Source organism: Micromonospora sediminimaris (assembly GCF_016863575.1).
GTDB classification, from domain to species: Bacteria; Actinomycetota; Actinomycetes; order Mycobacteriales; family Micromonosporaceae; genus Micromonospora; species Micromonospora sediminimaris.
Window position 1 is genome coordinate 83,925 of sequence record NZ_BOPD01000024.1, and the last position, 17,301, is coordinate 101,225.

The following is a 17,301-nucleotide window of genomic DNA, read 5'->3' on the forward strand; positions in this document are numbered from 1 at the left end:
CTCAGGACATCTCCTCGGCAAGGCGGACCATCGTCCGGACGCTGTGGTCGATCTCCGCACGCGTGTTGAACAGATGCGTGGTGATGCGTGCCGCGTAGTGCTGGTGCGGCGATCCGGGGACGTCGAACTCGGTCCAACGGGTCCAGATCCGGTGCTCGGTCTCCAGTCGTTTGACGAAGGTGATGAACTTCTTGATGTTCCAGGCGTCCTCGGGGCGGCGGAACGGATTGAACGCGATCAGCGGTGAGCGCAGCCGGGGATCGACGCCGGGGGAGTACATGGCCTCCTCGCCGAAAGCCTCGATCAGTCGGCCGCGCGCGTACTCGGCGAGCTCCATGACGTACCGCTCGATGCGGTCCCGCCCGATGTCGTCCCACAGTTCGAAGGCGCGGGTCAGCGCGGCGCCGCGCGCCAGGTTGGCGCTGCCGGCGCTTTGTAGATAGTCGCCCATGTTGTAGCTGGCGACCTCGTTTGTGGTACGCGGCGGCGGGCTGCCCATCATCGGGTACCAGGTCGAGATGAGCGGCCAGAAGGTGGGCAACGGCAGCGGGTTGGACTCGGGGATGACCTTGTTGCGGACGTAGATCAGGCCGGTGCCGAGGGGTCCGCACTGGAACTTCGAGCCGGAGCAGGTGATGAAGTCGGCGCCGTAGTCGCGCAGGTTCACGTCGAGCATGCCGGGGATCAGGGCGCCGTCGATGACTGTGGTCAGGCCGTACCGGTGAGCCAGCTCGCACAGCTGCCGGACGGGGAACATGGTGCCGGTGAAGAGGGTGATCGCCGCGAACGACAGCACCCTGGTACGCGGTGTGATCGCCGACTCGACCAGGTCGACGATCTCCTCGGCCCGTACGTCGTGGCCCGACGGCGGGGTGACGGTGCGCATCACGATGCCGTGCCGGTTGCGCAGCAGGTTGAAGTTGGACAACACCGAGTAGCACTCGTGGGTGGTGGTCACCACCTCGTCACCCGCGCGCAGGTCCAGCCCGTGGATGACCCGGGCGACGCCCTCGGTCGCGTTGTGGCAGATGACGATCTCGTCCTCGTCCACTCCGAACGTCTTGCCGATGAAGGCCCGGTACTCGGTGAACATGGCCGGCCGGTAGACGTCCAGAAGTCCACCCGTCCACTGCCGGGTGACCCGGTCGACGGTGTCGAGGACCTCGTACGGCATGGCCCCGACGGTTCCGGTGTTGAGATGCACTGTCGTCGGGTCCAGGGCGAACAGTTCCCGGATGCGGCTCCACGACGCGGTGCGCAACGGGCTCGGTGGCACCGACGTCGGGACGGTGGCCGAGCCGGGGGACTCCACGGTATGGCTCACGGTGATCCCTTCGTAGCCGACGGCGGGTCCGGAGGCCGCAGAGGCGGTCCGGGCCGACGCTCAGAACAATCACTTTCTCAAGTGAAAAGCGGCGAGGCTATCGCGCAAGTTGCGGTGAACAGAGGCTAGCGCTGCCATCCACTTCATTCCGGTATAGCATCCGAGCAAGCGTGTGCGGCAGTAGCGATCGGGCCCGGAGGAAACATGGACAGGTTGCAGTCGGCGCTGGCCCTCTACCAGGAGGCGATGGGCTACACCTACGCGGCGGCGCTGCGGGCGGCCGCGACGGTGAACGTCGCCGACCATCTGGCCGACGGTCCGCGCACCGCCACCGAGTTGGCCGCCGCCACCGGCACCGACGTCGACGGATTGCGCCGGGTGCTGCGACTGCTCGCCGCGCGGGACGTGGTGCACGAGCACGACGGCCGGTTCGCCCTCACCGACAAGGGCGCCGCGCTGCGGTCGGACTCCCCGGTGCCGGCGCGGGCCGGCATCCTCATGTTCACCGACACGATGTTCTGGACGATGAGCCACCGGGTGACCGACGCGATGGGGGCGCGCCGACCCGGGTTCGACGAGATCTTCGGGCGCTCGTTGAACGACTACTTCGACAACGACGCCGAGGTCGAAGCGCTCTACTACGAGGGCATGGAGACGGTCAGCGCCGCCGAGCACCTGATCCTCGCCCGCACCGGCCTCTTTCCCGACACCGGCACGGTCGCCGACGTCGGCGGCGGGCGAGGCGGCTTCCTGCTCACCGTGCTGCGCGAACACCCCGGCCTCCAAGGCATCCTGCTGGACCGCGCCGAGGTGGTCGCCCGCCATCGGCTCGACGAGCCGGACGTCGCCGGGCGCTGGAAGGTCGTGGCCGGCGACTTCCTCGACGAGGCGCCTCACGCCGACGTGCACGTGCTCAAGCGGATCCTGCACAACTGGGACGACGAGCGGAGCGTACGGATCCTGACCAACTGCCGTCGCGCGATGCCGGCGCACGGCCGGGTACTGGTGGTCGACGCGGTCGTCCCGGAGGGCAACGACCCGCACCAGAGCAAGGAGATGGACTTCATGATGCTGGCCGCACGCACCGGACAGGAGCGTACGGCCGCCGAACTCGAACCGTTGTTCACCGCCGCCGGTCTCCGACTGGAGCAGGTGGTGCCCACCCGGTCGGTGATGTCCGTAGCGGTCGGCGTGCCGGCCTGAGCAGGGAGGTCGTCGAACCGTGCCGGATCCCCACCCACGACCCCGCCCCGGCGGCACGTTGCGCTTCTACGGCCCCGGCGGGCTTGACCACCTCGACCCCGCCGCCGCCTACTACGCCTTCTCCCACCAGGTGATCCGGCTGTTCGCCCGGCAGCTGTTCAGCTATCCGACCACGGAGGACGCCCGGGCACTGGTGCCGGTGCCGGATGTCGCCGCCGAACTGCCCACTGTCGCCAACGGAGGACGCAGCGCCGACGGTCGGAGCTACACGCTGCGGTTGCGGGACGGGGTGTACTGGGACACCAGCCCGCAGCGGGCGGTCACCGCCGCCGACTTCGTCCGTGGCTTCAAGCGGATGGCGAATCCGGTGGCCGGCGCGGGGGCCCTCGCCTACTACACCAGCACCATCGCCGGGATGGGGCAGTTCGTCGCGGGCTACCGGGCTCGCTTCGCCGGCCGCACGCCCACCGCTGCGGAGCTTGCCGACTACCAGAACAGCCACGACATCGCCGGCCTGCGGGCGGTCGACGACCGGACGTTGGTCATCGACCTGGTCAGACCGGCAAACGATCTGCTCAACCTGCTGGCGATGCCGTTCGCCTCGGCAGCCCCGCACGAGTACGACCAGCTCGTCCCGGACAGCCCGGAGTTCATCCGCCAGGTCCGCTCCAACGGTCCGTACCGGATCACCTCCTACGTCCCGGGCAGCCACCTCACCATGGCGCACAACCCGGCCTGGCGGCCCGACGCCGACCCGATCCGTCGCCGGTACGTGGACCGGATCGACGTCCGGATGGCCCGGGTGAGCGACGAGCGGGTCCGCGACGAGATCACCAGCGGACGGGCGGACCTGTCCTGGGGCGCCGCCGTGGGGCGGCCACGCCGACGCACCGAAGCGGACCGCAACCTCGGCTGGGCGCTCAACCCCTACCTGGTGTTCAACCTGAACAGTCCGCGTGCGGCGGGTGCGTTGCGGCGGCGGGAGGTCCGGCTGGCCATCGCGTACGCGATCGACAAGGCGCGGCTGGTCCGGTTCTTCGACGACATGGGAATCGGCACGGTGACCCGTCCCGCGCACGGCGTCATCCCGCCTGGCAACGTCGGCCACCGTGACTACGACCCGTACCCGACCCCCGGGGACCAAGGTGACCGTGCGCGGTGTCGCCAACTGCTGGCCGAGGCGGGTTATCCGGACGGGCTCACCCTGACGATGATCTACCGGATCGACGCGGTGCACGGTCAGGTGGCGAAGGCGATCGCCGAGGACCTGGCCGCGGGTGGGATCGATTGTCGACTGGTGGAGATCGACCAGACCGACGAGTACTACCGCATCCTCCAGGATCCGAAACGGGCGGCAGCGGGGGAGTGGGACATCACCCCGGCGGCCTTCATGCCCGACTGGTTCGGCAACAACGGCCGGTCCTACGTCCAGCCGATGTTCCAGAGCAACACAGCCGTCGGCACGGCGAACTACGGCGGCTACCACAATCCGTTGGTCGACGACCTGATCGACCGCGCGCTCTCCGCGCCTACCGAGGATTCGGCGGCGGCGCTGTGGCACCAGGTCGACCGGCAGGTCCTCACCGACGTGGCGATCGTGCCGATCCTGGTCTGCGAACCGACCATCGAGCACCTGACCAGCGCGCGGGTACGCGACGCGATTCCCCTCCCGCACGTCGACCGCTGGTACGACGCGGCCAACCTGTGGCTTGACCCGCCGGATTGATCCGGCGTTATTGTCGTCGCGACTAATAGCAGGCTTGAATGATATAAGTAGCTTCTGTAGCTTGGTCCGGGCAAGATCTCGTGATTCGGCTGCCCGAGTTCGCTGTGACGCGACGGGAGAGAGCATGACAGGCAATCCAGCGCTGGCCATTGAGACCCATGAGCTGGTGAAGGTCTACGGAGAGACGCGCGCCCTGGACGGGCTGGACCTCACCGTGCGCACCGGGACGATCCACGGTGTACTGGGGCCCAACGGCGCCGGTAAGACGACCGCCATGAAGATTCTGGCGACCCTGCTGCGGCCCACCTCCGGCAATGCCCAGGTGCTCGGTCACGACGTGGTGCGCGAGGCGGCGGCGGTACGCCGCCGGATCGGCCTGACCGGGCAGACCATGGCGCTCGACGAGGACATGACCGGCCTGCAGAACCTGATCCTCGCCGGCCGCCTCCAGGGCCTGCGGCACCGCCCGGCCACCGCCCGCGCCGAGCAGCTGCTGGAGGCGTTCGAGCTGACCGAGGTCGGTAATCGGCTGGTGAAGACCTACTCCGGTGGTCAGAAACGGCGCATCGACGTGGCCGCCAGCATGGTGGTGACGCACGAGTTGCTCTTTCTCGACGAGCCGACCACCGGCCTCGACCCGCGCAGTCGCAGCGAGGTCTGGCAGATGATCCGGGTGCTCGTCCAGGATGGCGGCACCGTCCTGCTCACCACCCAGTATCTCGACGAGGCCGACCAGATGGCCGACGACCTGACCCTGATCGACCACGGGCAGGTGGTGGCCCGCGGGACGCCAGCCGAGCTGAAGACCAGCCGCGCCGACGGCGTGCTGGAGGTGCTGCTGACCGACCCGTCCCGCCGCGCCGAGGCGGGCACGCTGCTCGCCCGCGCGATCGGCGCGGGCGTGGACGCCGAGTCCGACCCGTCCCGGCTGCTGGTGAAGATTCCCGACGCCGACCAGGCCGCGCGCGCCCTCGGCGAGTTGGCCCGCGCGGGAATCAGCGTCGAGGACTTCACCCTGGGGCAGCCGTCGCTGGACACGGTGTTCCTCGCGCTCACCGGCCACTCCACGCTGGACGACACCCGAGAAGAGGAAGCGGAGGTTCGGGCATGACATCATCCAGCACCCAGGCTCGGCCGGCGGCCGAGTTCCCCGGTCGGTCGGTGCCCGGCATGCAACGGCCACCCGCTCCGGGCGCCCTCTTCGCCTGCCGTACGTTCGCCTGGCGGACGTTGATCAAGCTGAAGTACGTGCAGGACCACCTCGGTACCGCCGTGGTGTTCCCGGTGATCCTCACCCTGGTCTTCACGTATCTGCTCGGTGGCGCGATCGCCGGTACGCCTGGGGACTATCTGCAGTTCTTCCTGCCCGGTGTGATCGTTCTGTCGCTTGTGGCGTCGAGCATGATGAGTGCCCTGACGCTCAACCGCGACATCGCGACCGGGATGTTCGATCGGGTGCGCTCCACGCCCATCTGGCAGCCGGCGGTCCTGGTCGGCACGATGGGCGGCGACGTCCTGCGGTACGCGCTGACCTCGGTGGTGCCGCTGGCGTTGGGTCTGCTGCTGGGCTTCCGCCCGGACGGCGGCTTCGCCGGTGTGGTGCTCGCGCTGCTCTACCTGCAGCTGTTCACCTTCAGCGTGAGCTGGTTGTGGATGTTCTTCGCGGTGTTGATTCCGCAGCCCACGGCCGCGGCCGGTGTGGTCAACCTGCTTCAGTTCATCCTGCTGTTCGGCAGCAACATCCTGGCCCCCTCCCAGACCATGCCGGGCTGGCTCGAGGCGGTGGTGAAGCTGAACCCGGTCACCCATGCGGCGACCACCACGCGTGGCCTGATGCACGGTGATCTGTCCGGCGGTGACCTCACGGCGGGTCTGCTCGCCTGCGCGGCGCTCATTGTGGTGTTCGCGACGCCGACCGCCCTGCTCTACAACCGCAAGCAGCGCTGACCCCAGACGAAGCCGGCCCCGGTTCCCGCGAGGGAACCGGGGCCGGCTTCGTCTGGCGGTCAGGATTCGGCATTGACCAGGGCGGCCCAGGTCTGGCCGCGTTCCTGGGCGATCCGCATCATCTCGGGACTCGGCTCGAACTCCTCGGCGGCGTCCTCCGGTACGGGGGCGCCGGGCAGGTCGCCGCGCAGGAACATGCTCAGGAAGTCGAGGGCCATCTCCCAGCCCACGGCCACCTCGATGAGCATCAGGTCGGAGACCGTGGCGTGCTCCAGTTCGAGCAGCGTGCCGGAGCCGTCTTCGCTGAGCCGCAGTTCCACCTCGCTGTCGGGCTTGTCGCCGTAGATCCAGCTGAGGGTGAGCAGCCGCGGCGGCTCGCAACGCAGGATGTCTCCGTGAGCGTTGCCCGGCAGGTCGAAGGTGCCGCCCTGGCGGAGCTCCCCCTTCGGCTCGATGAACCAGCGGTTGATCCGGTTCGGGTCGGTGCAGGCGCTCCAGACCTCCTCGACCGGCGCGTCGTATCGCTGCCGGATGATGACGCTGCGGGCGTCGCCGGCGGGGATCGAACGCCGGCCGATGAGTCGCTCGGTCGGCTGGCCGGAGGCCACCGGGTTGTTGAGTTCGCTCACTTCGCCGTCACCTCCTTGATCCTCTTTTCGAAGGAGGCGAGGATCGTGGGCCAGCCCTTGTCCATGCCGTTGCGGACCCGCTTGGCGTGCTTGGTGCCCATCCGGTCGAAGTGCGTGTGCTCGACCTCGACCCGGGTCTTCTTCTGACCGTCCGGCACGAACGTCACCGTGAACTCACTGGCGTTGTCCGGGTCGATGCGGCCGAAACCGTTGAGTCGCCAGCCGACGGCCAGGGTGTCCGGTGCGTCCACCGTGCGGATCAGGCCGAAGGTGTGTTCCTCGCCCTGCTCGTCGATCTCGTAGAGGCGGCCGCCCTTCTTGGGGTCGACGCCCAGGGGCGCGCCGACCTTTGTGGTGCGGAAGTTCTCCGGCCACCACTGCGGGAAGTCCTCCAGGAACACCTTGAAGGCGGTCTTGCGGTCGGCCGCGACCGTGACACTGTGCCGGACGAACGGATCGTAGTTCGGCGGTTTCGGCTTCCGGGCGGTGGTGCTCTTGGTCGCCGTGCGGGTGGCGGACGCGGTCTTCTCCTGTGGCATGTCTCCGTCCTCACTGTCGCTGTGCGGGAGGTGGACGGCTCGCGGCTCGCCCACCTCTCCATAAGTCGACGCAAACGTAAGTCAGAGTTTATACGCACCCCGCGCGGTTGGCTCGATGTGTGGTGGACACGCGGGGTTCAGGAGCCCCACCGCAGGTAGGCGGGGGCCGGTCGGCCGGGGATCAGGCGAAGCGTGGCGTGGTCCAGGCCGAGGGTCTCCCGCATCGCGATGTTCTCCCCTGGCCACTTGGGGTTGTCCAACTCGTCGAAGGCGACGATGCTGCCTTTGGTGAGGTGCGGACGGATGGCCTCGAGCACCGCCTTGGACGGTTCGTACAGGTCGAGGTCGAAGTAGGCCAGCGCGATGACCGTCTGCGGGTTCTCCGCCAGGTAGCGCGGCACCGTCTCGCGTACGTCTCCCTCCACGAGGACGCTGCGCTGGGTCACGTGGCCGAAGAACTCGCTGCACTCGTGGGCGTCGAGGACCTCCCGCAGGTACGCCGGGTAGCCGCCGGGGGTCGCGAACCGGCCTTCGTACGCGGTCGGACCGACCTTGTCGACCTCGTTGACGTCCGGAAACCCGGTGAAGGTGTCGAAGCCGACGATGCGGCGCAGCGGGTTGTAGGGCTCGTAGAGGCCGCGCAACGCGGTGAAGGTGGCGAGGTGGCGGCCGTACCGGACACCGAACTCCATGATCACGCCGGGTACGTCCAGGACCTCGCGGTAGAGGTGGTCCATGGAGAGCAGGTCGGTCAGCTGGTGCCGGCGTAGGAAGAGGGGAAGGTTGTTGACCAGTTCCTCGGTCGGGATGGGGGAGTTGGTCAAGAGCTTCGTCAGGCGCTGAGTCGTGTCCGTCTCCTCGGCCGAGTCGTGCACGAAGGCACGCAGGTCCTGACCGTCACCGCTGCCCATGGAGGCCTCCCAGACGTAGATCACTTTATATTTTCAAGCGTAGAACAGGAGCGTCGGATGGCACAACACGGCAAGGTTGCTCGCAGCGCGAGTTGCGCAAGCCGGGACACTGTTGATCCGTAAGGCTTGTGCTAGATATGAATAAAGTGGATTGTTTCCCTTCGAAAGGCGAGTGATCGACGTGCGTGTGCTGTTCGCCAGTCTCGGAACACACGGCCACACCTACCCGCTACTGCCGTTGGCCGCCGCCGCTCGGGATGCCGGCCACGAGATCACCTTCGCCACCGGTGAGGGATTTGCCGAGGTGTTGCGTGGGCAGGGCTTCGACCCGGTCGCCACCGGGATGCCGGTCTTCGACGGCTTCCTGGCGGCGCTAAGGATCCGCTTCGACACCGACAGCCCCGACGGGCTGACGCCCGAGCAGCTCAGCGAGCTTCCCCAGATCGTGTTCGGGCAGGTGATGCCACAGCGCATCTTCGACCAGCTCCAGCCGGTGCTCGACCGGGTGCGACCCGACCTCGTCGTGCAGGAGATCAGCAACTACGGCGCAGGACTGGCCGCCACCAAGGCCGGCATCCCGACCATCTGCCACGGGGTCGGCCGAGACACCCCGGACGAGCTGACCCGTTCCATTGAGGACGAGGTGGCCCGGCTCGCCGCTCAGCTCGGCATCGACCTGCCGCCCGGGCGCATCGACGCCTTCGGCAACCCGTTCCTCGACATCTATCCGCCGTCGTTGCAGGAGCCCGCGTTCCGGTCCCGCCCCGAGCGCCATGAGCTGCGCCCGGTGCCGTTCACCGAGCGACCGGACGTGCCGGACTGGGTGCTCGCGCGGACCGGGTCCCGGCCCCTGGTGTACCTGACCCTGGGCACCTCCAGTGGCGGCACCGTCGAGGTGCTGCGGGCCGCGATCGACGGCCTGGCTGCCCTGGACGTCGATGTCCTCGTCGCGGGCGGCCCTTCGCTCGATCTCAATCAACTCGGCGAGGTGCCGACCAACGTGCGGCTGGAGTCGTGGGTCTCGCAGGCGGCGCTGCTTCCCCACGTCGACCTCGTGGTCCATCACGGTGGCAGCGGGACCACCATCGGCGCGTTCGACGCCGGTGTGCCGCAGCTCTCCTTCCCGTGGGCTGGTGACTCGTTCGCGAACGCCCAAGCCGTGGCCCAGGCGAAGGCCGGTGAGCACCTGCCGCCCGGCGGTGTCAACGCCGAGGCGGTGGCGGACGCCGCGAAGCGGCTGATCGCGGACGAGAGCTACCGGACGGCGGCGAAGGCGGTCGCCGCCGAGATCGCCGCGATGCCGGCCCCCGACGAGGTCGCCCGCCGGCTGCCCGACTTCGCCGCGGGACGGGCCGCCTGATCGCGCCCGGGCGATGGGCCCGAATCGGGCTGTCCGAACGCCCGTTCGCCGTCGTCCGGCCGTGCCGGCGCAGCTGGGCGGTCACCGGAGCGGAGCGTCCGGAACCGCCCCGGGCGTGTCGCCCGGATCCGGTCGAGCCGAGACGGGACCCAGGCGGCGATTCGGCAAGGCGTTGGTTCGTCCGGATGCCGGTGTGGTATCCGGACGAACCACCGGTGCCGCCGGGCGCCTTCTGGGTCCGTCGCAGGCCGGCGAAGATCCGGAAGACGCGCCCTAGCCGTCCGTGCCGTCGGACCGACGGCGGGTCTGGTGGTCGGCCGGCGACTCGCCACTGCCGGACCGGCGGCGGGACCGACCCCGCGCGATCTCTGTGCTCAGCGCGTCGAGGCGCTGGCTCCAGAAGCTGCGATAGCGCTCCAGCCAGTGGTCCAGCTCCTGAAGCGGTGCCGGATCGACGGCGTACAGGCGGCGGGTGCCCTGCGGACGCACCGTGGTGAAGCCGTTCTCCCGCAACACCCGGAGGTGCTGGGAAACACCGGGCTGGGAGATCCCGAACTCGCGTTGCACGATCGCACCGACCTCGCCAGCCGACATCTCGCCGTCGGCCAGCAGCTCGATGATGCGGCGGCGGACGGGGTCGCCCAGGACGTCGAACGCGTGCACGGCACGACAATATCAGACCGTGGTTATAAAGGCGGTAGGTCGGCGATCGTCGCGGCACCGCCGATCCAGCTTGCCACCTGGTCGACGACCGGTGGTGCCGGGAGGGGTAGGAATGTTCGGGCCACAGCACGCCGCGGTGTACGAGGCGACCTACCGTAGCCGGGGCAAGAGTTGGCAGGCAGAGGCCACCGACGTGGCCGACCGGATACTGGCCGTCCGTCCGACTGCGACCCGGTTGCTCGACGTCGGCTGCGGCACCGGAGCCCACCTGGAATCGTTCGCCGGCCGGTTCGCCCATGTCGAGGGCGTGGAATTCGCGCCGGCCATGCTGGACGTGGCCCGCCGCCGGCTGCCCGGGGTGACGCTGCACGTCGGTGACATGCGCGATTTCCGGCTGGGTGCCACCTTCGACGCGGTGACCTGCCTCTTCACCGCGATCAACTTCCTCGGCACGGTGGCCGAGATGCGGGCCGCCATCGCCACGATGGCCGGGCATCTCGCGCCCGGCGGCGTGCTGGTGGTGGAGCCCTGGTGGTTCCCGGAGCGGTTCATCGACGGTCACCTCGGCGGCGACCTGGTCCGGGAGCCGGACCGGGTGGTGGCTCGGATCTCACGCTCGACCCAGCAGGGGCGGCTCACCCGGATGGAGGAGCGTTGGCTGGTGGGTGACGCCCACGGCATACGCGAGTTCACCCAGGTCGGCCTGCTGGCGATGTTCACTCGTGACGAGTATTTGGACGCGTTCGCCGCCGCTGGCTGCGAAGGGTCATATGTGACCGGCTGGTTAACTGGACGAGGACTTTTCGTGGCCACCCGTACCGGCGAGCCGCCGTCGAACTGAACGGATCTCACGCGGGCCAACCTCGACGGACCAATCCTACGATGTGGGAGCCGGGAAGGTTGTAGTGGTCCGGCGGATGAGTAACCCGGGAAACGGATAGACCGGACCGTCTCCTCGGCGTCGCAACCTCGCTCTACGGATCGACGAACCGTCCAATAGTACGGTGCGTCAGCGCCCGTGCGCGTGTCATCGTCGCATTCACCGCAACCGATCAGCGGGACGACGGACGTTTGTCTGCCAGACGGACTGATCCTATTTCGTCGGCAGATACGACGAAAGATTCAGCCCGAGTGTCGGCACCCGCCGATGGCACCGGTGGACGCGCGGCATCCGACGGCTCAGGGCGTGGCCCGGCCCATCCGAGGAGCGACGTGACACACACCGACGCACGACCACACCGGCTGCCGGCACTCACCGGTTATCGCTTCTTCCTCGCGCTCACCGTGGCGGCGGTGCACCTGCTCTCCACGTCGCAGCTCTTCGCCAACGAGGCGCTGCAACTCGGGATGGGCCTGACCACGCCGTTGGCCTCGGCCGCCCTGGCCACCTTCTTCACTCTCAGCGGTTTCGTGCTGACCTGGTCGGCGCCAGCGATGGACCGGGCCGTCCGGTTCTGGCGTCGCCGGTTCTGGAAGATCGTGCCGCTGCACGTGCTCGCCTGGGGTGTCGCGGTGGCGTTCGTCCTGCTCGCCAGCGCGCCGTCGCCGGTCAGCGGATTCTCCACCGACCTACGGGCCGGCCCGGCGGTGGCGAGCCTGCTGCTGGTGCAGGGTTGGGTGCCGTCCTGGGACTACCTGTCCTACCTGAACGCCCCGGCCTGGTCGATCTCGACCGAGGCCTTCTTCTACCTGTTGTTCCCGTTGTTGCTGCCGTTGGTGCTGCGTATCCCGGCCGAGCGGCTGTGGCGCTGGTGCTTCGCGATCATCGGGGGCATCCTGCTGATCTCGGCACTGAGCCCGCTGCTACCCGGCGTCGCCCAACTGGACTGGTTGCCGTTCAACCTCACCGAGTACTGGTTCGTCTACACCTTCCCTCCGGTCCGGCTGCTGAATTTCCTGCTCGGCATGGTGCTGGCGCGCATCGTGCAGACCGGTCGCTGGCGGCGGGTCGCCCGGTGGAAGCTGGTGGTCTCGACGATCCTGGCGTTCCTGCTGACCCCGATGCTGCCGTTCACCTTCATCTTCAGCGCGGCGCTGTTCCTGCCCCTGTTCGCGTTGGTGGCGAACCTCGCCCACGCGGACCTGGAGGGTCGCGGTCGGGTGCTGCGATCCCGGCCGTTGGTCGCCCTGGGCAACGCGTCGTACGCGCTGTACATCATCCATTTTCCGATCATGCTGATCATGCGGCACCTGGTCGGTGCGGACCAGCGGTTCGGCGCCGGGGTGGGTTTCCTGGTCGCGGGCGCGATGCTGCTGGTGTCGATCGCCGTCGCGCTCGGTCTGCACCGCTGGGTGGAGGAACCGCTCCGTCGCCGGTACGCGCGAGCCCGGGTCACCGGTGACCGGCCGAGCCTCGGCGGGCAGATCCGCCCAGCCACCGTCGTGCCCGGACAGGCCTGACCGCACGTGTTGCCCACCCCCGACGACCCGAGCGGCGCTGTGGTGCTCCGGCTACCGGGCGACCAACCCGTCGTCGGCCTGCGCTGTCCACCAAGGGTTGCGCCGGGCCCACTCGACGGTGTGGCGCAGGCCGGTCGCCAAGGGAGTCTCGGCGCGCCAGCCGAGCAGGCTGGCGGCCTTGCCGCAGTCCGGCACGCGCCGGGGGATGTCCTGGTAACGGGCTCCGAGGCCGGCACCGGTGTCCGCCGTCCGGGCCGACACCGTCACCCCGGCCACCTCGGCGGCCAGCCGGATCGCCTCGGCCACCGGCGTCTCGACGGTGTTGCCGATGTTGAAACACTCGCCGACCGCCCGCGGGTGCGCCGCCGCGAGCAGGGTCGCCTCGGCCGCCTCGGGTACCCAGGTGAAGCAGCGGGTCTGCCGGCCGTCGTCGTACACCACCGGTGGATCACCACGGAGCAGCCGGGCGATCGTGCGGCTGAGCACGTACGCGGGCCGCTGGCGCGGGCCGTAGACGTTGAAGTAGCGCAGCACGACCACCGGTAGTCCCTCCTGCCGGTGGTAGGCGAAGGTGAGGTGCTCGGCGGCGGCCTTGCTCGTCGCGTACGACCACCGGTCGGTCGCGGTGCTGCCGAGCACCCGGTCGTCCTCTTCCCGCCACGGCACCCGGGGATTGCGTCCGTACACCTCGCTGGTGCTGGAGACCAGCACCCGGGCGCCACAGCGCAGGCCGGCCCGCAGGGCGTTGCGGGTGCCATCCACGTTGACCTCGACGACATCCAGCGGCCGGCTGAGATACCTGTCGACACCGACGACAGCGGCGAGGTGGTAGATCTCGTCCACGCCGGTGGCGGCAGCGGTCAGCGCGGTCGCGTCACGGACGTCGCCTCGCACGTGCCGGACGTCGCCGGCTGCCCCGGCCAGGTCCGGCGGCGGGTCGGCGGGATCGTAGACCACCACCTCGTCACCCCGGTCGCGCAGACGTTGCACCACGTGACTGCCGACGAAGCCGAAGCCGCCGGTCACCAAGGACCTCGGCACGATGTCACCTCCCGATACCGCGATAGGCGAAGCCGAGCCGAAGCACCTCGCGGATGCGCGTCGGCGTCAGGTGCATGCGCCCGTCGAAGAACAGGCAGGGGCGGTGCACCTGGGTGACCAGGGTGCTGAGGTCGAGGTCGTGGAACTGGCGGTGTCCGGCGAGGAAGGCGAGACAGCCGGCCCCGGCGACCGCCTCGGTCAGGCTCGCCGCCGGTGCGAAGCCGAACCGGGCCTCGATCTGCGCCGGGTCGGCGAGCGGGTCGAAGATCCGGACCTGGAACCCGGCCTCGCGCAGCGCCGCCACCACGCCCAGCACCGGGGTGTTGCGGACGTCGCCGGTGTCGCTCTTGAAGGCCGCGCCGAGCACGGTGACCGTGGTGTCCGACCGGTCCAGGCCGAGCTTGAGCAGTTCGTCGGCGATCAGCGAGGCGGTGTAGCGGGGCATGTCGTCGTTGACCGCTCGGGCGGTCTCCACCGTGCGTAGCGGGACGCCTCGGCTGCGACCGTCCCGCCAGGCCATCCACGGGTCCTTTGTGAGACACGAGCCACCGACCCCCACCCCGGGCATCAGCAGGTTGACCATGCTGCTGCCCTTGGGCAGGGTGTTCGCCGCGCCAGTCACGTCCAGGACGTCCACGTCGAGCGCCGAGCAGTACCGTGCCAGCTCGTTGGCAACCGCCACGTTCGCATCGATCCACCAGTTGGTGGCCAGCTTGACCACCTCGGCCGCCTCGGCGGACGGCACCTGATGGACCTCGACGCCGAGGCTGGAGCGCCAGAAGCGCTCGGCCGCCGCGGCCGAGCGGGGACCGACCCCGCCCACCACGACCGGCAGGCTGCGCACCTGGGCCAGGGCGGCGCCCTCCGCCAGCCGCTCCGGGCAGAAGGCGAGCCAGAAGTCGCATTCGCGGACCAGCCCACCGCGCTCCAGCAATGGCGCGACGAGGGTGCGGGTGGTGCCGGGGGAGACCGTCGACTTGACGATCACCAACTGCCCGGCGCGCAGGTACCCGGAGAGCTGTTCGCAGGCCGCCACCAACTGGTCGGCGACCATCTCACCCCGCGGGTCGGTAGGCGTGCCGACGGTCACCAGCACCACGTCGACGCCGGCCACCACCTCGTACGAACTGCTCGCGGTGAGCCGTCCGGTGGCGCTCAGGTCGGCCACGGCGGCGGCGAGGCCGGGCTCGGGCAGCCGGCACCGGCCGGCCCGCAGGTCGGCCACCAGGGACTCGTCGCTGTCTATCGCCACCACCTCGGCGCCGCGTTCGGCGAGCGCCACCGCGAGGCAGGTGCCGACGTAACCGGCACCGATGACGGCGGCCTTCAGTGCGGACACGCGTCCGGAAACGGGATCGATTGGCATGGTTGTCCGGAACCGCCTTCCTGTTCACGGCGTCGCGGGCCGGTCACCGTCGGGCGAACCCGCCAGGCCGCAGCCATAACGCGATGGCCGGGGTGGCGGGCGCGTGACGGCCGACCGGCCGGGCCGGTCCTGACCAGCGTCCCGGTGCGACCCGGCCGATGAGCGTCTCGACCAGCCGGCACACCGGCCCGATCGCCAGCGCGGGCGGGTCGGTGGGGCGGGGAGGCTGGATCGCGATGCGGGCACGGGCCCGGCCGTCCTGGGGCAGCAGCAGGTCCGAGGCGCCCACCAGATAGCTGGTCGGCTCCTCGTCCACAAGGGCCTGGGCGACCGTGCTGTGACCTCGGACCAGCACGACCCGGGTGTGGTACGTGCCGGGACGGGCCACCACCGGCACGCCTGTGCCGCCGGCCGAGACCGCCCACGCAGTTGACGCGTCACTGGACTCACCCGCCGTGCGCAGGCCGACCAGGACGAGGTCGTCGGGGGTGCTGTCGGGCAGGTGCAGCGTCAGCCGGGGGCGGACCACCTCGGTGCGCGCCCGGCGCAGCGCCTCGGCAAGGACGTAGCAGGGCCGTCCGGCCAGCAGCCGGGCCAACTGGCGGAAGTGTCCGGGCGAGGTGCCGACGAGACGGGTGAACTGGGTGGTGAACGTGCCGGCACTGGTATAGCCGACGTAGCCGCTGATCGCCGTCACCGTCAGGCCGGTGTGCAGCAGCAGCCGGCGGGCCTCCGCCATGCGCAGCGCGGCGAGGAACCGGGCCGGGGTCATCGAGGTCACGTCCCGGAAGAGCCGATGGAAGTGGAACGGGCTGAAGGGAACCACCCGGGCCAGGTCGGCAAGCTGCAGCGGCTCCGCGAGATGACCACGCATGTATTCGATCGCCCGTGCCGCAGCGGCAGCACGGGAGTGGTCGACCGTGCTCCGCGTCATGCCTGACGTCGTTTTCACGTGCACTCCCTGCGAGTCGATCGGGCACCGTTGTGGATTGTGCGCGGCTGTGCTTGACGTTTTCTTGATTGCTGGCCGGGAGGGCCGGCCGGCAATTGATGGGCCAGCCGAGCAAGTTGAGAGAAGTAACTCCGATGATCGCCGTGAAACATGGTTCGGGTACCGACACGGCGACACTGGTCCCGTATGGGGCTGATTAATCAGCGGGGTCCAATTTGCCGAATCATGTCGGCCTTATTGCGGATGACGCGCGTCAGGAGTAATCCATGCCCGTCAACTGGCGAACCATTCGTCAGAACCTTCTGACCCCGAAAACAACCGAGGCCAGCTTTGCCACTCGTGGGTTTGTCGCCCGCGACGAGGCCAGCCGCGAGCTGCTGGAGTCCGTCGGCGTCCACTTCCTCACCGGCTTCCGGTACGCGGTGGGTGAGCGGGGCCCGGTCGAGGCCGCGGCGCGGCTGGAAACGGTCGAGCCCGACCTGCGGGGCTTCGCGTACGAGGGTGCCGCGATGGGTTTCGCCGTGCTGGACGGGTTGACTGGTGGCCGCCGGCTGGCCCGTTTCCTCGCCGGTCCCGCCGATCGGCACGTCTACATGGTCCATGTCGGGCTGGGGTGGGCGATGGCCCGGCTGCCCCGCTGGCGCTGGCGGGCCGTCCAACCGACCGACCGCCTGCTGGGCTGGCTGGCCCTCGACGGGTACGGCTTCCACCAGGCGTACTTCCACACTCAGCGCTACGTGCGGGAACGCCACCGGGACCGGATCGGCTCGTGGCCGGGGGATCCCGCCGGGCGGTGGACCGGTCAGGTCATCGACCAGGGCGTCGGGCGGGCGTTGTGGTTCGTGGCGGGCGCCGACCCCGACCGGGTCGCCGACACGATCGAACAGTTCCCCGTCGAGCGGCGCGAGGACCTGTACAGCGGGACCGCGCTCGCCGCCACCTACGCCGGCGGTGCCCGCCGAGAACTGCTGCTCCGGCTGGCTGAACGGGGCGCGGCGTACGCACCGGCCATGGCGCAGGGCAGCGCGTTCGCCGCGCAGGCCCGTCGCCGTGCCGGCCTGACCAGCGAACACACCGGCGTCGCCACCGAGGTGTTCTGCGGTACGCCCGCAGCGCAGGCCGCCGAGGTCACCGAGCACGCGTTGGACGGCCTCGACCACGACGGGCCGGTGCCGGCGTTCCTGGTCTGGCGGCAGCGGATCGCCCAGCAGTTCGTGACCTTGGGGAGGTGCTGACCCGT

The 17,301-nt window shown here is 69.5% G+C and carries 16 protein-coding genes; 8 read left to right on the top strand and 8 right to left on the bottom strand.

Annotated elements, in window-relative coordinates; genetic code table 11:
- Position 1: 1 nt before the first annotated feature.
- Positions 2–1,330, bottom strand: coding sequence for an aminotransferase class V-fold PLP-dependent enzyme (locus tag Vse01_RS19830; protein ID WP_093409534.1), 1,329 nt, complete (start codon positions 1,328–1,330; stop codon positions 2–4).
- Positions 1,331–1,528: 198 nt separating this feature from the next.
- Here Vse01_RS19830 and Vse01_RS19835 point away from each other — a divergent pair, with 198 nt between their 5' ends.
- The 4 genes from Vse01_RS19835 to Vse01_RS19850 all read left to right on the top strand — a co-directional run bounded on the left by Vse01_RS19835 (position 1,529) and on the right by Vse01_RS19850 (position 6,200).
- Entirely contained in the window at positions 1,529–2,527 is a 999-nt protein-coding gene (locus tag Vse01_RS19835; protein ID WP_093409532.1) for a methyltransferase, read from the top strand.
- 19 nt (positions 2,528–2,546) lie between these two features.
- Positions 2,547–4,253: an ABC transporter substrate-binding protein gene (locus tag Vse01_RS19840; RefSeq protein WP_093409529.1), complete on the top strand. Its 1,707-nt coding sequence runs from the start codon at positions 2,547–2,549 to the stop codon at positions 4,251–4,253.
- 124 nt (positions 4,254–4,377) lie between these two features.
- Positions 4,378–5,364 (top strand): ATP-binding cassette domain-containing protein, encoded by a 987-nt coding sequence (locus Vse01_RS19845; protein ID WP_093409527.1) that lies wholly within the window; start codon positions 4,378–4,380, stop codon positions 5,362–5,364.
- Entirely contained in the window at positions 5,361–6,200 is an 840-nt protein-coding gene (locus tag Vse01_RS19850; RefSeq protein WP_093409524.1) for an ABC transporter permease, read from the top strand. The genes Vse01_RS19845 and Vse01_RS19850 overlap by 4 nt, the downstream gene beginning before the upstream one ends.
- A gap of 59 nt (positions 6,201–6,259) precedes the next feature.
- Here the strand turns inward: Vse01_RS19850 and Vse01_RS19855 are convergent, their stop codons facing one another.
- The 3 genes from Vse01_RS19855 to Vse01_RS19865 all read right to left on the bottom strand — a co-directional run bounded on the left by Vse01_RS19855 (position 6,260) and on the right by Vse01_RS19865 (position 8,279).
- Positions 6,260–6,829: an SRPBCC family protein gene (locus tag Vse01_RS19855; protein WP_139233227.1), complete on the bottom strand. Its 570-nt coding sequence runs from the start codon at positions 6,827–6,829 to the stop codon at positions 6,260–6,262.
- The gene (locus Vse01_RS19860) at positions 6,826–7,368 is read right to left on the bottom strand and encodes an SRPBCC family protein (protein ID WP_093409777.1); all 543 of its coding nucleotides are present in this window, start codon (positions 7,366–7,368) and stop codon (positions 6,826–6,828) included. The genes Vse01_RS19855 and Vse01_RS19860 overlap by 4 nt, the downstream gene beginning before the upstream one ends.
- A 137-nt stretch (positions 7,369–7,505) precedes the next feature.
- A complete protein-coding gene (locus Vse01_RS19865; RefSeq protein WP_093409775.1) occupies positions 7,506–8,279 on the bottom strand; it encodes a class I SAM-dependent methyltransferase in 774 nt (257 codons plus the stop codon).
- A gap of 172 nt (positions 8,280–8,451) precedes the next feature.
- Between Vse01_RS19865 and Vse01_RS19870 the strand changes: the two genes are divergently transcribed.
- Complete coding sequence (locus Vse01_RS19870) at positions 8,452–9,639, top strand: glycosyltransferase (protein ID WP_093409522.1); 1,188 nt, start codon at positions 8,452–8,454, stop codon at positions 9,637–9,639.
- Positions 9,640–9,912: 273 nt separating this feature from the next.
- On the opposite strand, the gene Vse01_RS19875 is transcribed toward Vse01_RS19870, so the two are convergent.
- Complete coding sequence (locus tag Vse01_RS19875; protein ID WP_093409519.1) at positions 9,913–10,302, bottom strand: ArsR/SmtB family transcription factor; 390 nt, start codon at positions 10,300–10,302, stop codon at positions 9,913–9,915.
- A gap of 112 nt (positions 10,303–10,414) precedes the next feature.
- Between Vse01_RS19875 and Vse01_RS19880 the strand changes: the two genes are divergently transcribed.
- Positions 10,415–11,143, top strand: a complete 729-nt coding sequence (locus Vse01_RS19880) for a class I SAM-dependent methyltransferase (protein WP_093409517.1) — start codon at positions 10,415–10,417, stop codon at positions 11,141–11,143.
- Between the two features lie 371 nt (positions 11,144–11,514).
- The gene (locus Vse01_RS19885) at positions 11,515–12,702 is read left to right on the top strand and encodes an acyltransferase family protein (protein WP_170863592.1); all 1,188 of its coding nucleotides are present in this window, start codon (positions 11,515–11,517) and stop codon (positions 12,700–12,702) included.
- A gap of 51 nt (positions 12,703–12,753) precedes the next feature.
- Here Vse01_RS19885 and Vse01_RS19890 read toward each other — a convergent pair whose 3' ends face one another.
- Genes Vse01_RS19890 through Vse01_RS19900 form a run of 3 tightly spaced genes read right to left on the bottom strand, consistent with a single transcriptional unit; the run spans position 12,754 to position 16,043 of the window.
- On the bottom strand, positions 12,754–13,743 hold the full coding sequence (locus tag Vse01_RS19890) for an NAD-dependent epimerase/dehydratase family protein (RefSeq protein WP_093409512.1): 990 nt from the start codon (positions 13,741–13,743) through the stop codon (positions 12,754–12,756).
- 4 nt (positions 13,744–13,747) lie between these two features.
- Complete coding sequence (locus Vse01_RS19895; protein ID WP_093409509.1) at positions 13,748–15,109, bottom strand: nucleotide sugar dehydrogenase; 1,362 nt, start codon at positions 15,107–15,109, stop codon at positions 13,748–13,750.
- Positions 15,110–15,152: 43 nt separating this feature from the next.
- Positions 15,153–16,043, bottom strand: a complete 891-nt coding sequence (locus Vse01_RS19900) for a helix-turn-helix domain-containing protein (RefSeq protein WP_204019259.1) — start codon at positions 16,041–16,043, stop codon at positions 15,153–15,155.
- A 284-nt stretch (positions 16,044–16,327) separates the two neighbouring features.
- Here Vse01_RS19900 and Vse01_RS19905 point away from each other — a divergent pair, with 284 nt between their 5' ends.
- Positions 16,328–17,296, top strand: a complete 969-nt coding sequence (locus tag Vse01_RS19905) for a DUF1702 family protein (RefSeq protein ID WP_093409504.1) — start codon at positions 16,328–16,330, stop codon at positions 17,294–17,296.
- The last annotated feature ends 5 nt before the right edge of the window (positions 17,297–17,301 follow it).

Excerpts from the sequence above, each read along its gene's own strand:
- Vse01_RS19865 (WP_093409775.1), bottom strand. The coding sequence starts at position 8,279 with ATGGGCAGCGGTGACGGTCAGGACCTGCGTGCCTTCGTGCACGACTCG.
- Vse01_RS19845 (WP_093409527.1), top strand. The coding sequence starts at position 4,378 with ATGACAGGCAATCCAGCGCTGGCCATTGAGACCCATGAGCTGGTGAAG.
- Vse01_RS19900 (WP_204019259.1), bottom strand. The coding sequence starts at position 16,043 with ATGACGCGGAGCACGGTCGACCACTCCCGTGCTGCCGCTGCGGCACGG.
- Vse01_RS19905 (WP_093409504.1), top strand. The coding sequence starts at position 16,328 with ATGCCCGTCAACTGGCGAACCATTCGTCAGAACCTTCTGACCCCGAAA.
- Vse01_RS19895 (WP_093409509.1), bottom strand. The coding sequence starts at position 15,109 with ATGCCAATCGATCCCGTTTCCGGACGCGTGTCCGCACTGAAGGCCGCC.
- Vse01_RS19880 (WP_093409517.1), top strand. The coding sequence starts at position 10,415 with ATGTTCGGGCCACAGCACGCCGCGGTGTACGAGGCGACCTACCGTAGC.
- Vse01_RS19835 (WP_093409532.1), top strand. The coding sequence starts at position 1,529 with ATGGACAGGTTGCAGTCGGCGCTGGCCCTCTACCAGGAGGCGATGGGC.
- Vse01_RS19860 (WP_093409777.1), bottom strand. The coding sequence starts at position 7,368 with ATGCCACAGGAGAAGACCGCGTCCGCCACCCGCACGGCGACCAAGAGC.
- Vse01_RS19850 (WP_093409524.1), top strand. The coding sequence starts at position 5,361 with ATGACATCATCCAGCACCCAGGCTCGGCCGGCGGCCGAGTTCCCCGGT.